The organism is Haloferax sp. S1W, assembly GCF_044593955.1.
Classification (GTDB): domain Archaea; phylum Halobacteriota; class Halobacteria; order Halobacteriales; family Haloferacaceae; genus Haloferax.
Genome location: NZ_CP172596.1, coordinates 134245 through 152416, shown reverse-complemented (window position 1 = coordinate 152416; position 18172 = coordinate 134245). Strand labels below are relative to the sequence as shown.

The following is an 18172-nucleotide window of genomic DNA, read 5'->3' as shown; positions in this document are numbered from 1 at the left end:
TGAATCACTAGGCCGCGTCGACTTCGACCGCGAGAACTTGGAAGATGAAGCTGGAAACGTTGAATTCCTCTGTCCAAGCTCTCTCGCTTCACGAGCAAAGCGGCCACGTTAGCTAAAACTGTTGTTGGTGGCCGGGGCGAAGCCGCCGCCCCCGAAGGGGATGGCGGCTTCGCTGATTACGCCTTCGTGTCGCTGCATTGTCTGTGGATTCTCCTCGATGAATCGTACCGGACGCACTCGATTTGCTGAGCGGGATGCCACATATTCTCGTCGAGACCGGAGACGAATCATCGCGTTCAAACACTGAAGGCGACGGCTCTCGTCAATCAAGCGCACGCACGGCGACACCGTGCGTGCGCGAACCGGGGACCGAGAATTTCGCGAACTCGTCTTGAAACGTGTCGTTCACAACGCCAGGCGTGCCGCAACACGGTGAATTCAACCGCCGTATGGCGATTCACCAGACCCCTCCGAACATCATCGGGATAAGAGACAGTTATCTGGCTAGACGTGGTTGTAGTATGCGTACGATGGACTCGGATCACACCGTAGAGACACTGGACGCCAGAGAAATCGACGGCGAACCGTTCGGCGACATCATGAATGCAATCAACGAGTTGGACGCCGACGAATCGGTGTTGCTCATCAATAGTTTCGAACCCGTTCCCCTCTACAACGTCCTCGACGTTCGCGGTTTCGACTACGAAACGTCGCAGGTCGCCGCTGACGAGTGGCACGTCGCTATCTCTCCTCGCTGAACATATTCGGGGTAATACCCTCACGGTGTGGTGCAAAACGTACGCTCGCATGACCGAGACGAAACTCGACGTTCGCGAGATTCCACCGGCACAGCGCCACCCGAAGATTCACCAGGCGTTCGACGAACTCGAAAGCGGTGACACGCTCGTCATCGTCAACGACCACGAACCGAAACCGCTGTTCTACGAGATGCAAGCCGAAGTACCGGCGTTCGACGCCGAAAATTACGCCACCGAGCGGCGCGGTCCGACCGAGTTCGTCGCCAAGTTCCCGAAGAAGTAGCCGCAGTCAGCGAGTCGTCTGTCCCGTGTCGTCTCCACCCGACGACTACGCTATTCTCCCGGTTCGCCGCGCTCTCACCCGGCGCGACGCGACCCGATTTCTACTAACAGTCGCGTGAGGACGTAGCCGTAGCCGAGCGCACCGACGAGAGAAACCCCGTTCCCGAGCGTGACGACGGTCGGTACCGCAAGTGTGTGCCCACCGACGGAGAGGACGAGTCCGACCGCGAGCGCGCCAATCACCACCCGCGCTGTTCGTTCGTCCGCGCCGCGAAACCGACCCGCAGTCGGCGGGAAGAACTGGACGGCGAAGCCGACGATGACGAGTCCGAGGAAGCCGAGGAGATTGAGATGGAGGTGCGTCGTAATTGTTCCCAACGCGAACGGGTGGACGCCGACTAGCGGTCCCGCTGCCATCGTGAGTCCAATCGTGATACCCGAGACACCGCTTATCGCCCCGACGAGAATCGCACCGGACCCGACCCGCCGCCGCTCCGAGCGGCGATAGATGCTGAGGTACACCGCGGCGAACCCGACGAATGCGACCGTTTCTGCGATAGCCCCGGCAGCCAGCGTTGGGCCGCCACCAAGCCCGTACGCGATGAGTCCAGGGCCGAGCGACCCGGCGACGAGGACGACGACAGTTGGTATCACGGGTGCGGGAACGCCGAGAAAGCGCGGTGCGAGTCGAACGCCGAGCGAAAAGACGAGCAGAACGACAAAGCCCGCCGCGAGAAGGTGCGTGACTCGCGGCAGATAGCCGTCGGTAAGCCCCAGAAGCGGCGACACGCGGGCGAGCAGTTCGTACGACCCAACCGTGAGGTACGCGAAGGAGATTGGGATAACGCGGTTTGCGTGTCTGTCTACTCGGCGGTGGTCCGCTCTGTGCGACGCCGTCCCCGTCTCGCTTTCGAGGAGGGGTGTTCGAATCGACCACAGGAGCGCGGCGAGAAACGCGGCGACACCCGCAAACCACAGGAACGCGCCAAGCGACTCAACGAGCGGTGGGACGTCGAGGAGGGCCTCAACAGCCAAGAGAACCGTTCCGACGAGTGACAACGCGAGGTGAATCGCCGGAACGCGGTCGGTTGCGAGGATAGTTCCGAAGTACGACGGGACGAGCAGGTACGCCATGCCGAAGACGATGTGGAAGACGAATCCGAACAGCGCGAGCGCGACTTCGGCGCGGCGCGGTATCCCGACGAGCGCCCCGACTCGCCAGACGACGAGAAACGCGGCGCTGAGGATGATAAACCGACGCGACCAGCGGCTTCGACCTGCCCCCGTCATCGCGCACCTCGCTCAGCGGTGGAGACTGTTTTCGTCGCTGTTGGAGGAGCGACCATCATGTTCAGTACGAGTAGTGTCACTGGGTGCTAAACGTTCGACGCGAACACGTTCGCGTCGCAAAGATACGGCGGGTGTCGGTAGTACGAGTTGGTGTAATCGATGGCCGTCGATTGTGACCGACCCCATTCAACTGATTCTCGCGGGAGGAGGTAGCATCACCGCCGAACATATTCGTCGGGAGAGACGCACAAGCGGGCGTCGGCGAGGTCCGACCGTGTGTTCACGTTCATCGCCGATTGTGACAGCGGGATGTCGTCGGGCGTCGCTGCGAGTGACACCGTGTCGGTCGATAGCGCCGCGACGAGCGACCGGAGACTGTGTCTGTCAGGATGTCGGTTACAGGCGTCCGCGAGCGCCGCTGTCTCGTAGACGCCGTGGAGTAGTTGTGGCGCTCCCGTCTCGTCGAGCGGGACAGTCCCATCGGCGTCTGAGTCGGCGTGACGGTCGAGTAGCCACGAGACGGCACGCGAGGACAGGAGTGGCATATCACACCCACAGAGAAAGAGTGTAGGCGTCGAAGTTTCCGAGAGCGCCCCGCAGACGCCAGCCACCGGCCCGGAACACCACTCGGCGTCACTGGCGTAGCGGACGGGTTGCGAGAGTACGTCGTCGATGACCGCACGCTTTTCGGGCGGACCAGCGGCGACGACTGGGTTGCGTCCGGTTGCGGTTCGAACCGCTTCGACGACGCGCTCGACGAGCGCGGTTCCGCCGAGAGTCGCCGTTGCTTTCATGTCGTCGCCGAACCGACTGCTCCGTCCTCCAGCGAGGACGACAGCCGTAACTGGTCGCTGTCCCGTCATCCGTACGAAGAGTCGTCTAGCGACATGGATTCGAGGTCGGTTGGGTCCGTGCCCGAATCGAGCGCGAGCGGTTCGATTTCGGCGACGCCTTTGACCGTCCGCGACCCGTCGATGTTGGGGCCGAGGAACCGCGTGGCGTAGGGCTTGTCTGTGCTGAGCGGTTCGCCATCGCGGGCAACTGCGACGAGCGCTGAGAGCGCGGCGACGATATCCACGCAGACGCTGTAGCCGTCGGTACTCGTTACTCGCAGGTGCGTCGTCTCCGGTGGCGTCTCGACGCGGTCCAGAAGGTCTGCGAGTAGCACCCCCGTCCACGTTCCAGTCGTGCGCGTGCCCGATTCGCACTCGATGGTACACTCACAGTCGGTGGTCGAAAACGACTCGAAGTCACTCGGTGTGAGCGTGCATCGGTCGTCGCCGACGACGATAGCGACACTGGATGGGTCTTCGCGCTCGGTGTCGGTGCGGGTTTCATCCGTTCGAGGGGCGTTGTGGGTCATTGCTTCGCTTACGGTCTCGTCGCTGTTAACACCCAGTCGTTCGGTGTCTGCCGTTCTACCTCGAATCCGTCTATCTCGTCGGGTCGTCGGTCGATGAGTCCACCGAGGAATTCCCTGACCGGCGAGGGGTCGCGGTCGCTGACGAGCGTGAACGTCTCGCCACTCTCTAGCGTCGTGAACCGCTCGGCGACGCGCTCGCGGCGTTTCTCCGGCGCTTCACCGCGAATATCGACCGCGTTGCCGGGCACCTCAAGGTCCCACGCGGTGGCCGCCGCATCGGAGACGGCGGCCGCGAGGGCTTCCATCTCGGATGCAACGTCACCGGGCGCGGGCGTCTCTTGGAACCGCGGCGAAAACGGGAGTTCGGCGAGTACGGGTGCGTCGAGGTGTTCTTCATGCGAACTTCCGGGGAACAGGTCGTGGGTGTCACCGCACGAGGGGCAGGCGAACTGGCCCATGTTGACGACCGCTCCGAGAACCGGAACGCCGTTGTCGCGGAAGAGTTCGATGCTCCGCGCTGTATCGTCGAGACTCGACTGGAACGGCGTCGTCACCACGACGACGCCATCGACCGACACCTCCTGCAACGTGGTCAAGACCACGTCGCCGGTCCCCGGCGGCAAGTCGAGGACGAGCGTGTCGTCGGCCCGCCACGCCGTGGTCGTAAACAGTTCCGTCAGCGCGTCGTGGGCCATCGCGCCCCGCCACGCGAGTGGCGCGCCGTCTTCCATCAGGCCGACGCTCATCACGTCGAGTGTCGCATCAGACCCGGTGGCTCTGACGGGCAGTGGGTTGCCCTCGTCGTCGGAATGGATGGGACCGGACACGTCGAGTAGTGACGGCACATTCGGCCCGTGGATGTCGGCGTCGAACAGGCCGGTTGGTCGGTCCGACGCGAGCGCGCAGGCGAGGGCGGTCGAGACAGTCGATTTCCCGACGCCGCCTTTCGCGCTGGCGACGGCGATAATCGTGTCGAAGCCCGAGACACCCCCGACTTTTCCCTCCGAAGACGGGGCAACAGGCTCGACGTGTGCACTCTCGACTGCCGGGACATCTCGAATCGCCTGCAACATCGAGCGCATGATTCCTGTGGCGTTTCTGTGGTCGAACTCGGAAACTGCGGCTTCGACGGTGACGGTCGCTCCATCGACGGATATCGACTTGACTAGTCCCGCTTCGAAGACGTTGACGCCAGCGTCCGGGTCTCGCACTGCTCGCAGTGCTGTCTCGACGCGGTCTTCGAGCGGGGGGTCGCCATCAGAATCTGACTTCGAGTGTCGGTTGTTGGTCATGAAATGGGTGGCTGGTTAGAGTTTCTGTGGTCACAGGTCGGGCGTCCGGTTGAGGTCGTCTTCACCCGGCAGCGTGCGGTCGGACTCGTCGAGGACGCCGGTAAACTGCCGGCGGAAGCTCCCCGAATCGACATCCTTCGCACGGACTGCGGTCTCTCGGACGATGTGGCTCTCGTCGTCGGCCAACTGGTCTAGCGTCTCGTTGGCCTGCTCGTCTTCGATGCCGCCGAGCAAATGGGCAACCCACTCTCGAACGCGCTCACTCGGGTCGTCCGCCGCGCCGACGAGTGCTGAGAGGGCGTCCTCTCCGCGGAGTTTGAACAGCGAGACGATGGCGTTCCGACGCGCTGCGTGATGCTCGTCGTCGAGCGCGCGCTCGATTGCGTCTTCGTGGGCCTCTCGGTCGAGTCGGTCGAGGGCGACGACGGCCTCCGCGCGGACCCACGGGTCGGGGTCGTCGGTCAGCGCCAGTGCTGTCTCCGCCGCGAGCGGGCCGCGATGTTTTGCCAGCGCCTCGACGGCGAACTGACGAACGTCGGCATCCTCGTCGGTCGTCGCCGCGGCGCTCAGGGCACGAACGATAGATTCGTCTGTGTCTCGCTCCGCGAGCGCCAGCGCGGCGCGACGACGTTCGATAACGTCGTCTCCGGCGAGCGTTTCGAGGAGGTCCGTCACGGCATCGGTTTCGACCGGCTCGATGTCGCTGGCCGCGAGTTCCGCCAGTGATGCGTCGCCGATGGTCACGTCACGGTCGACTTCGATGTCTTCGAGACCTGCGGGGCTTTCTCCGAATCCCGGGCTACGCTCCGGGTGCAGTTGTGGGTCTGGCGGTCCGTCGGTGGCTTCCTCTTCGTCTCTCATACAGTCTCACCTCGTGATGCGGTTGCGAACAGGGCGACGGCGACGAGTACGCCTGCTGCCCTGAGGAGTGTTGCGGGCACGCCAGCCGCGAGGAGCAGTGCCGCGCCGAGAGCGAGGTCTGCCCGCCCGTTGCGGAGACCGGAAACGAGTCCGGCGACACCGCCGCCGACCGCGAGGACGACGAGGCCGAGCGGTGCGCCGACGACGCCACCGCCCACGAGCAACACCGCCCCTGCAACGTAGGGGGTACTCGTCGCAAAGCCGAGTGTGAGGAGGCCTGCGCCCGCGCCCACGAACAGGCTCGTTCGGTCCCATCCCGTGAGGGCCGGCGTCATGCCGAGAGCGAGCAGTGCAACGCCCGACCCAAGCGGGCGGAGCGTCGTGGATGCAACCCCGGCGGTCGCAGCCAGCGACAGTGCCGCGCCTCCGATAAGGAGGGCCGTCGGTGCGACTCCTCTGAGTGCATCCCACTCACCGTCGCGGTGCAGTCGAGACAGTCGACTCCAGACAACCACACTCCCGCCGACGGTGGTCCCGATGACGGCGGGAATCCACGCATTCGGTGAGGCGAGTGCGATTAGTCCGAACCCGCCGAGGAACGTCAGGCCGACGCGTTCTTCGGTCGCTTCGGCGTCTGTTGCGAGCAGGAACGCCGCTGTTGCGGGTCCGACGATGGCGAACGGGTACCAGAGTGCCACGAACTCGGGGACGCCGCTCGGAAGTCCGTCCGGCGTGTTGTGCGCGACGTGGTACAGGGTCGTTACAGCGACCGGCAGCAACCCGAAGAGTCCAGCGAGTGTCCGCACTGGAACACCGAACTCGTCTCCGACTTTGCTAGTCGCCGTCGTCAGGAGGCCTGCGGCGTCTGCCGCTTCGTCGACGCGGCGACTACTCACGTGTCGCCACCTCCCTCGAATCGCTCGGCGAGCGCCTGCTGGTCGGCGGTGACGAACCGCTCGATGAACACGGCGAGTTCACTGTACAGTCCATCGACCGGTAATTCGTCCATCCGTTCTGTGAGGCCGCCCGCGACCACGTGGAGGTGTCGGTCGTGGAGGTCGAGTCGCGCCCGAGCGGTTTCGGCCGTCCCCGACGCTTCCAACCGTGCGAGGTAGCCCGCGAACTCCAACTGATACGGGAGGTAGTCGTGGTTGTCCCGCACCGACTGGTCGATTTCGAGGCCGAAGTAGTCGTACGCCCGCGCCAAGTCGAGGTTCACGTCGTTCCACGCCGCTTCGGGTCGATAGGAGGTTTCGTACAGCGAGACCCGTGGGCCCTCGCTGTCGAGCGACCCATCGGTTCGGTCGGTGTATTCCGCGTAGCCGACGGTGAACAGGTCGTTGAACCGCGCACAGAGCGTGTCGTGGTCGACTTCGACGGTCAGGTCCGGGGGTTCGACATCCAGTCCGGTCGAGTCGAGCAGGGTCCGAATCGTCGCGTCGATATCGCCGGATGCGAGGCGAGCGTAGACCGACTCGTCGGGTTCGTCGAGGAGCGTTGCCACGGCTGTGTACACGCCCGCCCGAGCGACGGCCTGCTGGTCGATTTCCCGGGGGTCGAACTGGTCGGTCGCCTGTATCCCCGCGTCGGAGTCGGCCGATTTGTCGTGTGAATCTGGTGTTGTCGTCATCGTTCTCTCCTCAGTTTTTCTGGACCGCCTGCACCGTCACCAGCGCGACGCCGACGATGGCGAGTCCGGCGATGGTCCACAGAATCGACTCGTACGGCGGCCCCTGCGGGCCGGGACCGAACGGGAAGTGGTACCACTCGCTGACGGACTTCCGACCCGAACGCTCCATCTCCGACCCGTTCCACACCGCGAACGCAACGTCGACGTCGTTTTCGACGGCGAACGAGGTCCGGTTCTCGGCGTCCGACTGAATCTCGCGCGACATGACGACGGTCCAGCGACCGTCGTCGTAGGATGTGGTCGTCTCGACGGCCGACTCCTCGAATTTCGTCGTCGTTCCGGGGCCGCCAGCGAGCAGTTCCTCGGTCTTACCGTCGGCACTCCAGTACCAGACGTTCACGAGGTTTCGGTCGCTCCCCATCGAAATCGGGGGCCGCGCGCTGGTGTTGACCGGAACCTGCACGGCGACGGCGTCAGCGAACCGCTGTGGACCCGAGACGTTTCGGTCGGCGGTCCCGTCCGCCCACGAGAGACGGAGGTACAGTCGCTCGTCGGTCCGGGCGGACTGCACGCGAAGCGACTCGACAGAGGTGTCGCTGGCGTTCGGGACGCCACTGGGTGCGCTGGCCATCGGGACGCCGACGGCTGGAACCGTGTCCCACGCCTCACTGGTCGGGTCCTGTGGCTGTGCGTCGGCCGAGACCGATTCGACCGGAATCTGATTCGCGGGGCGGGCCGACACCATCGCCGGGCCGACCGATGCCGCGAGCAGTACCAGACAGACGATGACGGTAGTTGCGACCGCAACGGTTCGCTTTTTACCCTGTTCCTTACTCATCGTCAAACACCTCCAATCGGAACTTCCGGGCCGGATTCGTGTCGGTCAGCATATCGAGCAGTTCGCTTTCACCGCCGCGGTTGACTTTCTCGCGCTCCTTTTCGATGGTGTCGAGGGCGTCGTGGACGCGGTCGCCGAACAGTTCTTCGAGGTAGTTCCGCGGGATGCGGTCGACGTCTACTGACTCACCGTCTTCGGAGTGTTGCGGCGGCGCAAACGGCGGGATGTAGTAGACGTTCGGTTGCGTCTGGTATTCCGGGTGCAGCGGCAGCGCAACCTCGTACTCCTTGACGAGTTTGTGGATGGGTCCCTGCTCGTCGTCGAGGAACCCGACGAGTCGGAGTTGCGGCGGGCAGTCTTCCGCGCAGGCTGGCGCGAACGTCTCGCTGTCTGGGCCTTCCCCTTCGATACGGGGGTAACAGAAGATGCACTTCTCGGACGTTTTCTGCGTCGCGTTGTAGTACACCTTCTTGTACGGACAGCCCTCGACGCAGTAGCGGTAGCCGCGGCAGCGCTCCTGATCGATGAGGACGATACCGTCCTCTTCGCGCTTGTAGATAGCCTTGCGTGGGCAGGCCTCTACACACGAGGGGTGCGTACAGTGGTTGCAGATGCGCGGGAGGTAGAAGTAATACGAGTTGGGGTACTCGCCAGCGCCCTGGTCTTCGTCCCAGTTCGGCCCCCACTCGGGGTTACTGTCGGGACGGAGCGGGCGGTCGCTCCCGTTGTACAGTATCTCCTCGTGGTTGAACGCCCAGGCTTCGCCGTAGTCCTCTTGACTGGGTATCTCGCCGGGCTTGCGCTCGTTGTGCTCGCTGGACTTCCAGCCACCGCCCGAATTTTCCCAATCTCGTGGGTATCCCTTTCCGGGTTTGGTCTCGACGTTGTTCCAGTACATGTAGTCGCGGCCGCCGCCTTCGGTCCACAGCGACTTGCACGCGACCGTACACGTCTGACAGCCGATGCACTTGTTCAGGTCCATCACCATGGCGACCTGGTGGTCGACGCCCTCAGCGAGGTCGACCTGCTCGGCGGTGGTGTCGTTATCGGCGCTCATTGGTCGTCACCTCCGGACTTCCGCACGTCGACCCGAACGTCGCTGTTGACGCCCGTCGGACCCCAGTAGTTGGGGAAGAAGTGCAGGTGTTCGCCCGTGTCTTCGGGATACTGCACCAGTTGCGTTGGCTTCATGTACATCGGGACGAGCGAGTTGAAGTCGGTGTCGTCCTCGAACTGGAACCGTTCCCACGCGAAGTACATCCGGGCCGTCCCGCGCTGACTGCTCGGGTAGATTTTCGCCTGCAGTTTGACCTCTGCAAGGTCGTTGAACACCTCGACGGTATCGCCGTCTTCGATGCCGCGTTCCTTCGCGTCTTCAGGGTGGAGGTACAGCAGTGGTTCACCGCGCTGGAGGCGCAGCAGTTTCTCGTTGTCCCGCCACGTCGAGTGAATCGCCCACCGACCGTGGGGCGTGTTGTACTCCATCGGGTAGTCGCCACCGGTGTTCTCCGGTCCCTCCTTGTGGGTCGGCAACTGCTCGCCGAGTTCGAGGAACCAGTCGTGGTCGATGTAGTACTGCTGTCTGCCGGTGACGGTCGGCCACGGGTTTTTGTCCTGTACGAAGTCCTTCCACGGGGCGTACGCCTCGCCGTCTTCGATATCGGAGGTCCAGTGGCCGCCCGCTTCGAGGAGTCGCTGCGGCTGTTCAATCGTGTCGGCGAACGTAATCTGCTCGTCGCTATCTGCCGGATTCGACTCCTCGGAGTGTTCGAGGATGTACTCACAGGCGGCGCGGTCCTCGGCGAGTGCGCCTTCCTCGCCGGTCTCCCAGTCGCGGACGAAGTCGTCGTAGATGGACTGGAGGTCGATTTCGCGGTCGAATTTCCTGTCTTGGATGGGTTCGACGCCGCGGTCGGTGGCGACTTCCTGAATCTTCGCGGCGAGTTCGCGGAAGATTTGCCAGTCGGTCTTCGACTCGCCCAGCGGTTCGACCGCGGGCGTGAAGGGGTGCACGTAGGTGTGCATGTCCGTCATCGACAGGTCGTACTTCTCGTAGTGGCTCGCCGTCGGCAACACGATGTCCGAGTACAGCGCCGTCGAGTCCATCCGGAAGTTGATGTCGACGACGAGGTCGAGTTTCGGCCAGAGTTTCTCTTCGACGGCGACGTTGCCCTTAGCTTGGTTGAAGTAATTGCCGCGCCAGACGAACATCGTCGTCGGGTCGGGCCGAGTGCCGTCTTCGCGCTCTTCGGGGTAGACCGGCATCCAGCCCTTGTCGATGGACTCGCGAATCTTGGCGGCGGTGTCGGGGTCGGTGTTGTCGAGGATACCGGCGTGGTAGTAAGTCCACAGCGTCGTCGGCACGCCTCGGACCTTTCCGGTCGGGAACGAGAGCGTCTTCCAGCCGTGGAACGTCCAAATCTTCTCCTGGCCGACGTAGTGGTCGAGGCCGGTTCCCTGCTCGCCGAGGTTGCCGGTGAGAGTGACGAGCAACTGGAGCGCGCGGTTCCCCAGGTCGTTGTGGTACCAGTCGTTGACGCCTTTCCCCTGGATAATCTTCGCCCTGTCCGCCTCGGCGAACTCGCGGGCGACTTGCTGGTAGGTCTCTTTTCCGACGCCGGTTTCTTCGTGGACCGTCTCGGGGTCCCACGTCGCCAGTTCGTCTTTGAGTTCCGCCCAGACGGTCCGGACGCGAACGTTTCCGTCTTCGGTTCGGACCGTCGTTTCGCCGTCGAGTTGCGGGTCGAAGTCCAGTTGGATGCTCTTGGAGTAGTCCTTCTGCCCGTTACGCTCGCCGAGCGACCCCGGCGCTTCGCGGAGGCGACCCGACGAATCGAGCATGAGCATCATCCACTCTGGCCGGTCCGCGTTGGAGTTGACAGACGGAACCTCGCTGGCCCGAAGGAACTTCCCGGTGTCCTGTCGGACTAAGAGGGGCATATCCGTCTGCTCTTTGAGGTGGGCTTCGTCGTACAGGCCCTCCTCGACGATGGTCTGTGCCATCCCGAGTGCGAGCGCCGTGTCGGTCCCGGAATCGGGACTGAGCCACTCGTCGGTGTGGATGGCCGTCTGGGAGTAGTCGGTGAAGATACCGACGCGCTTGGTCCCGTTGTACCCCGATTCGAGGAAGTACTTGGCGTCGGGGATGCGCGTGACGTTGATGTTCGACCCCCACGCGATGATGTAGTCCGAGTTGTACCAGTCGGCGCTCTCGGCGTTGTCCGTCTGGGTACCCCACGTGATTGGTTGTCCCGGCGGCAGGTCGGAGTACCAGTCGTAGAACGAGTGGCTGACCCCGCCGAGCAGGTTGACGAGTCGAGAACCGCTGGCGAACGACACCGGGCTCATCGCCGGAATCGGCGTGAAGCCGCTGATGGCGTCGTACCGTCCGGCTTCGACTTCGTCGACGACGTGCTCTGCAATCTCGGTGAGCGCTTCGTCCCACGAGATGCGTTTCCATTTGCCTTCGCCGCGCTCGCCGACGCGCTTGAGCGGGTGTTTGATTCGCTGGTCTGCGTTAACGTAGTCGGTGTAGCAGGCACCTTTCTGACAGCCGCGGGGATTCGGGTCCGGGAGGCTCTCGTCGAAGCGCGGATAGTCGCCAGCCTGTTCTTCGCGCCAGACTTGGCCGTTTTTCACGTAGACGTTCCACGAGCAACTCCCGGTACAGTTGACGCTGTGGGTCGAGCGGGAGACTGAGTCCCAGTCCCACTTGTCGCGGTAGAGGTCTTCCCACTCGCGGTACGGGTAGTTACCGATGGGGTCGTCCACCGGCTTCAGCCCGCCCATCTGGAACAGGCTGTCGTCGGACGCGGCCGAACTCCCGATGCCGAGCAGCGACGCGATGCCGATGCCTTCGAGGAAGTTCCGTCGGGAGACGAGCCCGTCGGACGTCGCCGGGTCGCCGGGTGGGTCGCCGACCTCTGGAGTGTCGTTCGATTGGTCTGCTGCTGATTCGCCTGGCGTCTCGCCGTCGTGGGATGCGTTATTTCGACTCATTTCTCTATCTGAAGGAAGACTGTCGTCAGTGCCAGTGCCGCGCCGAGGAGGCCGAGTGCGACTCCGAAGACCGTGTCGCCGCCCATGTCGAGTCCGAGAGCGACGAGTCCGACTCCGAGGAGTTTGCTCGCGCGGTCGAGGTGGCGATACGTCTGTGCCGACAGTTCGACGCCGCGCGTCGGGGCAACCCCGGTGTCGGTGTCAGTCATCGTCGGCCTCCTTGGGCTGTGCCTTCGTCTGTGTCTGTTCGCTGCCGTTCTCCAGAATCCGGTACATGAGCAGCCCGGACCCGATTGGGACGACAAACAGCGCGACGGTCAAAATCGGGTTGATGACACCCGTTCCGACGCCGAGCGCCCGTGCGAGGAGGTTGTTCATTCCCGCGATGGACGCAATCATGATGAACTGAATCGCGGCGACGCCGACCGCCGTTTGCCACGACCGCTCCAGCGGGTCGGCAGTGAAGTGGACTGCCTTGTCGTGGTAGTCGATGAAGGGCCACACGGCGATGGCGCCGAACACGAGCGTCGGGAGCAACACGCCGCCGACGAACTCCGTCGAGACGTGGATGTGAACGAGTGGAATCGTGAAGCTCATCCACGATGGCAGGAGCTTCAAGAGACCGTAGACCCACATCAGGAACCAGTCCGGCATGATGAGTTCCGGCGTTCCTGCGGGGTTGTTCGGGCCGTACTCCGCGATGTTGTGAACCGGGAGGAACCCTGCCAGTGCCGAGAGGGTCGCCAGCGTCAGGAAGAAGACGACCGCACTCACGGCCGTCTGGTTCGGAAAGGCTGGCAGACCGACGACGACGCTGTCGTCGTCCTTCGGGAGCACGGATTCAGAACCACCGTCGCCCGCTGCTGCACCGTCCGGGACCCGCGTGCCATCCGGGGAGAGTCCGTGAACGTCCTCTTCGCGGGGTGCTTCGGTGTGCTTCTGGCGGACGAGAATCGCCATGTGAATCGCAAGCAACACCCCGATGGTGATGGGGATGACGAGTACGTGGAGGAAGTACAACCGCGGGATGGTCGCACTCGACGGGAACTCTCCGCCGAAGAACGCCTTCCCGACGACCTCTCCCACCAGCGGTATCGACGTGGCGAGGTTGTACCCGATTCCCGTCGCTGTCGCGGCGAACTCGTCGAACGGGAGGGCGTAGCCAGTGTAGGCCGCGCCCATCGAGAGACCGGCGAGGGCGGTGCCGACGACCCAGTTCGGTTCACGCGGGTTGCGATACGCCCCGGTGAAAAACACCCTGAGCATGTGCAACCCGATAGAGGCGACGAACAGGTGGGCCGCCCAGTGGTGCATCCGCCGGATGAACATCCCGAACGGGATGTCGTAGGTGATGTGGAGGACGCTCGCAAAGGCTTCCGGAACTTCTTCGCCTTGGAACTTCTCGACGCTTCCTTCGTACTTCACGTCACTCGTCGATGGCTCGAAGAACATCCCGAGGAACATCCCCGTGAGGACGAGAAGCAGGAAGCAAAACAGCGCAACCTCGCCGAGGAGGAACGAATCCTCCGCAGGGAAGGCTTTGCCGAGGAACTGGCGGCCGGTGTCGAGGTCGAACCGGGCGTCCATCCAGTCGTAAGCGCGATTTCCTGCGTCCCCGGTCTGCTCGGCGAGGCGGTCGATTCGGGACATCATTCACCCCCCGGGCCGACCGGCCCGTTGAAGTCGCCCGTTGCGATGAGATACCCCTCGCTGGAGACGGTAATCGGAAGTTGCGGAAGTTCCCGCGACGGTGGCCCGCCGACGACTGCTGCACCGTCGGTCGGGTCGAATTTCCCGAAATGACACGGGCACACGAGCGTCCCCTCTTCTTCCTTCGATACCATACAGCCAGCGTGCGTACAGACCTTCGAGTAAGCCGTGTAGCCCGCCACCATGTACTCTTTTTTCACGGCGTCGCTGTAGGCGTCTTCAGCGTGTCGGACGAGAAGGGTCGGTGCTTTCTCGATTCCCGGTCGGGGTTCGGGAAACACCGTCATTAGCTCGCCTTCCGAGAGCGCGGTCTCTTCGATTCGCTCCCCGTCGCCGTCGACGAGATAGATGCCGTCAGAGTACACTGGACCGGTGTACTCGCGTTCGAACACGCGCGTCAACCCTGCCAGTGGCGCGGTGAGGCTCGCAACTGCGGTCAGTCCGCCGACGCTGGCGAGGAGTTTGGCGTAGTCGCGCCGGGCCATCGCGCGCGTGTCGCTGAAGATGCTCGGGTGAAAGCCTCCAGACTCGTCGTCGGTGCAGTCGGTACAACAGCCGTCACAGTCGCTCGACTCGGCTCCCGTGTGTTCAGATTTCATCAGTGTCCCCTCCGTTCTGCGACTTCGACGTGGGGGAGGAACCACGCGTAGTACGAGACGGTGAGCAAGGCCAACGAGACGAACATCCCCATCGCGTAGACGCCGAAGTACTGCGTCCGCGCGAGCGTGAGGTACTCGCCGGTGAACAGCGCGGCGAAGACGATAGCGAGTATCGTTAGCCCGCCCATCGCGACGATTCCTTCCATGGCGTCTGTGGCGTCGCGGTACTCGACGACCCATCGGTCATCGGTCCAGAACCACGGTACCCCGACCTGTCCACCGTCGGCGACCGCCTCATCGGTCGGGCGGTTGCTCCGCACCGCTGAGTCCATGAATCGGTGGACTGCGGTCAGGACGGCAACCAGTCCGAACAACGCGACCCAGACGATGACGCCGACTTGACTCGGGGCGAGTTTCTCCGGCGTATCGACGATTTCCTGAAGCGGTCGCATCTCGGTGACGCTCTGGTCGATTTCGATTTGCTCGCTCGGTGGTTCGCCGTGTAGCGCGACGTACCACATCGGGAGGAGCACGGCGACGACGAGTAGCAGTACGACTATCGTCTCGCGCCTCACGGGTTCTCACCCCGTTTCCTGACCCGTCGGTGGTTGCTCCCGGCGGGTCCACACGATTTGTTTCCCTCCCCGACGGACTCGCGCACGTCTGCGTCGGCGCGAGTCACATCGGATGCATCCCGTTGAACTGCTCGCTGAATTGCCCCCGGGCTGGAGTATGACATACTTCGACTCGTTCAACGGTCACGCGCAACTCCGGTAACAACTCGACCACAGGGTGCGGGGTCTTTATATGTCCCTCCGAAATTTCTGATTCCGGCGCTGTCAGGTGAGCGAAGCGCTCTCCCGGCACTACAATGATTTTTATTGACGTATTCGCCAACGGACTTTTGCGAACTCGTCGTGTACAAGTTCCGTCGTGGGATCTGGGGTACTTCCAACACCCACGGGGAGCTAACGTGACCGAGGTTGCCGACGCCCTCGGAATCAATCGCTCGACGTTCTCCGAACACCTGTCGGCCGTCCAGTCGAAGCTCCTCGACGCAGTTCTCGACGGCTGAGACGTGGTTCTGGCACACCGTGACGACTCCTTATTAGCCCCCACCCTATGGTGGGGTGTGATAGTTGTGCACAGTCACCCGTTCTGCTAAACGGTGGCCATCGTGTCAGACGAATTTATCTTTGACTGTCCGAACTGCAGCGTCGAGGTGGGTGTCGACGCCGGTATCCGTTCGAGGATACTCGAAAGTGGGTGCGTGTTGTGCGAGGCTCGGGTCGGAACCGGGGACTTCACTCGGTTGCGTCGGTCCAGAGACGACTCGTGAGTGACGAGTAGAGTGGTCCCTGCTCCTCGTGGCGATGTGCGCCCGGGTTGGTGTCGGGGACGCCACGTACCCGGCCGCAGGGATTCAGCACTGGGTGTTTGCGTATAAGTTCCCTTTCTATTTTCGTGGTACGCATAGGTTCTGCAAGCCCGTGATAGGGCGACTGTTTGTTTTTCGGTAGACCCCGTACAGCAGATTCAGCGTATACGGCTCCACTGTCATGCGATGTTGCGACAGTAGTCCATCGTACGAAGTTGGATTGAACCTCCCATGGGAGGCAACCTGCCTAATTAGATTCAATACCTCTATTTTGTTGTATTTACCATGACAGATACTGAGGTGAGAACAGCGAGAGAAGAGTGGGGAAGTCGATTTGGCTTCCTGATGGCGATGCTCGGTGCCATGGTCGGTGCTGGGAACATCTGGCGGATGCCGTTCACGACGGGCGAAAACGGTGGTGGCGCATTCCTCGTCGCGTACATCCTCCTTTTGTACGTCATCGCAGTTCCCGGGTTGATGGCCGAGACGATGATTGGTCGGTACACGAGCAACGGTGTAATCGGAGCGTTCAAACAGGTATTTCGGAGCAAACGGGCGCAGGGCCTCGGTCTTGTGGTCCTCGTCGTCAACGTGGCGCTGATGTCGTACTACTCTCCTATTATCGGCTGGGCGCTGTATTACGCGGGGCACTCGGTTCTCTTTACGTTCACCCAGCCCGGCTTCCAGCCACAGGCGTTCTGGGACGGATTCATCGCTAACCCGGGACTCGTTGTCGGAATGCACACGCTGACGATGGCTGGCCTCGCCGGCGTCCTCGTCTTCGGAATTCGTCGCGGCATCGAGCGCGTCGTAAAGTGGATGATTCCACTGCTCGTCGTTGCGCTCGTGGCTGTCGCCGTCCGCGGCGTCACGCTTCCGGGTGGCATGGAAGGCGTTGCGTTCGTCTTCACGCCGAAGTGGGAGTTCCTCACTCGCGGCAGCACGTGGGTCGCAGCACTCAGCCAGGCCCTGTTCTCGACGGGACTCGGTTGGGGTATCGCGCTCACCTACGGGAGCTATCTCGCACGGTACGACGACGTACCGCTCGGCGGCGGCTTGTTCACCGCTATCGGGAACACGAGTATCGGCCTGTTAGCCGTATTTGCCACGTTCCCGGTGGTCTTTGCCTTCGGACTCGAACCGAGCGCAGGGTCCAACCTGCTTTTCATCTCTCTGGCGAAAGTGTTCCCCGAACTGCCCGGCGGCGGCCTGTGGGCGCTCGTCTTCTTTGTCTCCTTTTTCTTTGCGACGTTCACGTCAGGTCTCGGTATCACCGAAGTCGGCGTGACAACCGTTTCCGAAGAGACGCAGTTCGACCGGACGAAGTCGGTGCTCGCGGTCTGTGGCGCGATTTGGCTTTTCGGTCTCCCAAGCGCGTACTCCACGTCGTTCCTCGGCCAGATGGACTTCATCTTCGGAAGTTTCGGGCTCCCGCTCGCAACGCTTTCTATCATCGCGCTCGTCGCCTGGAAGTTTGGGCCGGAGCGCGCTCGCATCATCGACCTCAACCGCAACGCCGGCATCTACATCGGGTCGTGGTGGAACCCGGTCATTAAATACGTCATCCCCGCCGTGATGCTGTTCATTATCGGCTACGGTGTCGTGATAAGCATCGGGACGGAGAACCAGACGCTGATGCTTTTGGGTGTTGCAGTGATGGCTGCACTCACTATCGTGAGTACGGTCGTGATGAGTGTCGTCGGCAACGAACCCGAGAAGGCCTCGGATACTGGCGTTCCCGTCGGTGGGGGTGACTGAGATGGCGCTTCCGACTATCACGTGGATATCGATGGCTATCGCCATCGCAGCGCTGCCTGGGGTTGCGAGCATCGCGCTCGTGAAATCACTGCGGTCCGAGGAGCGCAAACTGAACCTCCTCAAGAAACAAGACGCAGTCGACAGTTACTCGCCGCGCACACTTGCAGAGCTCCGCGAGTGGATACAGGCGAACCCCAACGACACATACGCGCCAGTTGCCCGCCAGCGGTACAACGAGTGCGTCGAGACTCTTCGCGAGGTTGACGAGCCGTACTACGACTGGTCCCCCGAGGAAATCGACCAACTAGACCGTCTCGACTAGACCACGCGTGTCGGCGACTCCGCCTGCAACCGGTCACGGTTGGGCGTGACCGTCCTCTTTTTTTTGCCCCTGAGTGCTAACAATCGTCTGTC

The 18172-nt window shown here is 62.8% G+C and carries 19 protein-coding genes and 1 pseudogene; 6 read left to right on the top strand and 14 right to left on the bottom strand.

Going from position 1 to position 18172, the window contains the following annotated elements; all coding sequences use genetic code 11:
* Positions 1-69 precede the first annotated feature (69 nt).
* The 3 genes and pseudogenes from ACH9L7_RS16875 to ACH9L7_RS16865 form a co-directional block, all read left to right on the top strand.
* Positions 70-287: pseudogene (locus ACH9L7_RS16875) on the top strand (IS5/IS1182 family transposase); the annotation flags it as partial.
* A 243-nt stretch (positions 288-530) separates the two neighbouring features.
* Entirely contained in the window at positions 531-758 is a 228-nt protein-coding gene (locus ACH9L7_RS16870) for a DUF2249 domain-containing protein (RefSeq protein ID WP_396613607.1), read from the top strand.
* A gap of 49 nt (positions 759-807) precedes the next feature.
* The gene (locus ACH9L7_RS16865; RefSeq protein WP_396613606.1) at positions 808-1041 is read left to right on the top strand and encodes a DUF2249 domain-containing protein; all 234 of its coding nucleotides are present in this window, start codon (positions 808-810) and stop codon (positions 1039-1041) included.
* A gap of 74 nt (positions 1042-1115) precedes the next feature.
* On the opposite strand, the gene ACH9L7_RS16860 is transcribed toward ACH9L7_RS16865, so the two are convergent.
* The 14 genes from ACH9L7_RS16860 to ACH9L7_RS16795 all read right to left on the bottom strand — a co-directional run bounded on the left by ACH9L7_RS16860 (position 1116) and on the right by ACH9L7_RS16795 (position 15197).
* Complete coding sequence (locus ACH9L7_RS16860; protein WP_396613605.1) at positions 1116-2330, bottom strand: hypothetical protein; 1215 nt, start codon at positions 2328-2330, stop codon at positions 1116-1118.
* 215 nt (positions 2331-2545) lie between these two features.
* Positions 2546-3193 carry a molybdenum cofactor guanylyltransferase gene (locus tag ACH9L7_RS16855; RefSeq protein WP_396613604.1) on the bottom strand — a complete coding sequence of 216 codons (648 nt, stop codon included), beginning with the start codon at positions 3191-3193 and terminating at the stop codon, positions 2546-2548.
* A complete protein-coding gene (locus ACH9L7_RS16850) occupies positions 3190-3693 on the bottom strand; it encodes a molybdopterin-dependent oxidoreductase (RefSeq protein ID WP_396613603.1) in 504 nt (167 codons plus the stop codon). The genes ACH9L7_RS16855 and ACH9L7_RS16850 overlap by 4 nt, the downstream gene beginning before the upstream one ends.
* Positions 3694-3701: 8 nt before the next feature.
* Positions 3702-4985, bottom strand: coding sequence for a P-loop NTPase (locus ACH9L7_RS16845; RefSeq protein WP_396613602.1), 1284 nt, complete (start codon positions 4983-4985; stop codon positions 3702-3704).
* Positions 4986-5015: 30 nt separating this feature from the next.
* On the bottom strand, positions 5016-5846 hold the full coding sequence (locus tag ACH9L7_RS16840; RefSeq protein WP_396613601.1) for a HEAT repeat domain-containing protein: 831 nt from the start codon (positions 5844-5846) through the stop codon (positions 5016-5018).
* A complete protein-coding gene (locus tag ACH9L7_RS16835; RefSeq protein ID WP_396613600.1) occupies positions 5843-6742 on the bottom strand; it encodes a hypothetical protein in 900 nt (299 codons plus the stop codon). The genes ACH9L7_RS16840 and ACH9L7_RS16835 overlap by 4 nt, the downstream gene beginning before the upstream one ends.
* On the bottom strand, positions 6739-7476 hold the full coding sequence (locus tag ACH9L7_RS16830; RefSeq protein ID WP_396613599.1) for a molecular chaperone TorD family protein: 738 nt from the start codon (positions 7474-7476) through the stop codon (positions 6739-6741). Before ACH9L7_RS16830 ends, ACH9L7_RS16835 begins: the two co-directional genes overlap by 4 nt.
* Before the next feature lie 10 nt (positions 7477-7486).
* On the bottom strand, positions 7487-8314 hold the full coding sequence (locus ACH9L7_RS16825; protein WP_396613598.1) for an ethylbenzene dehydrogenase-related protein: 828 nt from the start codon (positions 8312-8314) through the stop codon (positions 7487-7489).
* Positions 8307-9371, bottom strand: a complete 1065-nt coding sequence (locus ACH9L7_RS16820) for a 4Fe-4S dicluster domain-containing protein (protein ID WP_396613597.1) — start codon at positions 9369-9371, stop codon at positions 8307-8309. The genes ACH9L7_RS16825 and ACH9L7_RS16820 overlap by 8 nt, the downstream gene beginning before the upstream one ends.
* Positions 9368-12313 carry a molybdopterin-dependent oxidoreductase gene (locus ACH9L7_RS16815; protein WP_396613596.1) on the bottom strand — a complete coding sequence of 982 codons (2946 nt, stop codon included), beginning with the start codon at positions 12311-12313 and terminating at the stop codon, positions 9368-9370. The genes ACH9L7_RS16820 and ACH9L7_RS16815 overlap by 4 nt, the downstream gene beginning before the upstream one ends.
* Complete coding sequence (locus ACH9L7_RS16810) at positions 12310-12522, bottom strand: hypothetical protein (RefSeq protein ID WP_396613595.1); 213 nt, start codon at positions 12520-12522, stop codon at positions 12310-12312. The genes ACH9L7_RS16815 and ACH9L7_RS16810 overlap by 4 nt, the downstream gene beginning before the upstream one ends.
* Positions 12515-13963, bottom strand: coding sequence for a cytochrome bc complex cytochrome b subunit (locus ACH9L7_RS16805; protein ID WP_396613594.1), 1449 nt, complete (start codon positions 13961-13963; stop codon positions 12515-12517). Before ACH9L7_RS16805 ends, ACH9L7_RS16810 begins: the two co-directional genes overlap by 8 nt.
* Entirely contained in the window at positions 13963-14622 is a 660-nt protein-coding gene (locus ACH9L7_RS16800) for a ubiquinol-cytochrome c reductase iron-sulfur subunit (protein WP_396613593.1), read from the bottom strand. Before ACH9L7_RS16800 ends, ACH9L7_RS16805 begins: the two co-directional genes overlap by 1 nt.
* The gene (locus ACH9L7_RS16795; protein WP_396613592.1) at positions 14622-15197 is read right to left on the bottom strand and encodes a hypothetical protein; all 576 of its coding nucleotides are present in this window, start codon (positions 15195-15197) and stop codon (positions 14622-14624) included. Before ACH9L7_RS16795 ends, ACH9L7_RS16800 begins: the two co-directional genes overlap by 1 nt.
* Before the next feature lie 398 nt (positions 15198-15595).
* Here ACH9L7_RS16795 and ACH9L7_RS16790 point away from each other — a divergent pair, with 398 nt between their 5' ends.
* From ACH9L7_RS16790 to ACH9L7_RS16780, 3 genes are all read left to right on the top strand, one after another.
* The gene (locus ACH9L7_RS16790; RefSeq protein WP_396613591.1) at positions 15596-15697 is read left to right on the top strand and encodes a helix-turn-helix domain-containing protein; all 102 of its coding nucleotides are present in this window, start codon (positions 15596-15598) and stop codon (positions 15695-15697) included.
* 648 nt (positions 15698-16345) lie between these two features.
* On the top strand, positions 16346-17758 hold the full coding sequence (locus ACH9L7_RS16785; protein WP_396613631.1) for a sodium-dependent transporter: 1413 nt from the start codon (positions 16346-16348) through the stop codon (positions 17756-17758).
* A gap of 1 nt (position 17759) precedes the next feature.
* Positions 17760-18080, top strand: a complete 321-nt coding sequence (locus ACH9L7_RS16780) for a hypothetical protein (protein WP_396613590.1) — start codon at positions 17760-17762, stop codon at positions 18078-18080.
* Positions 18081-18172: the final 92 nt, after the last annotated feature.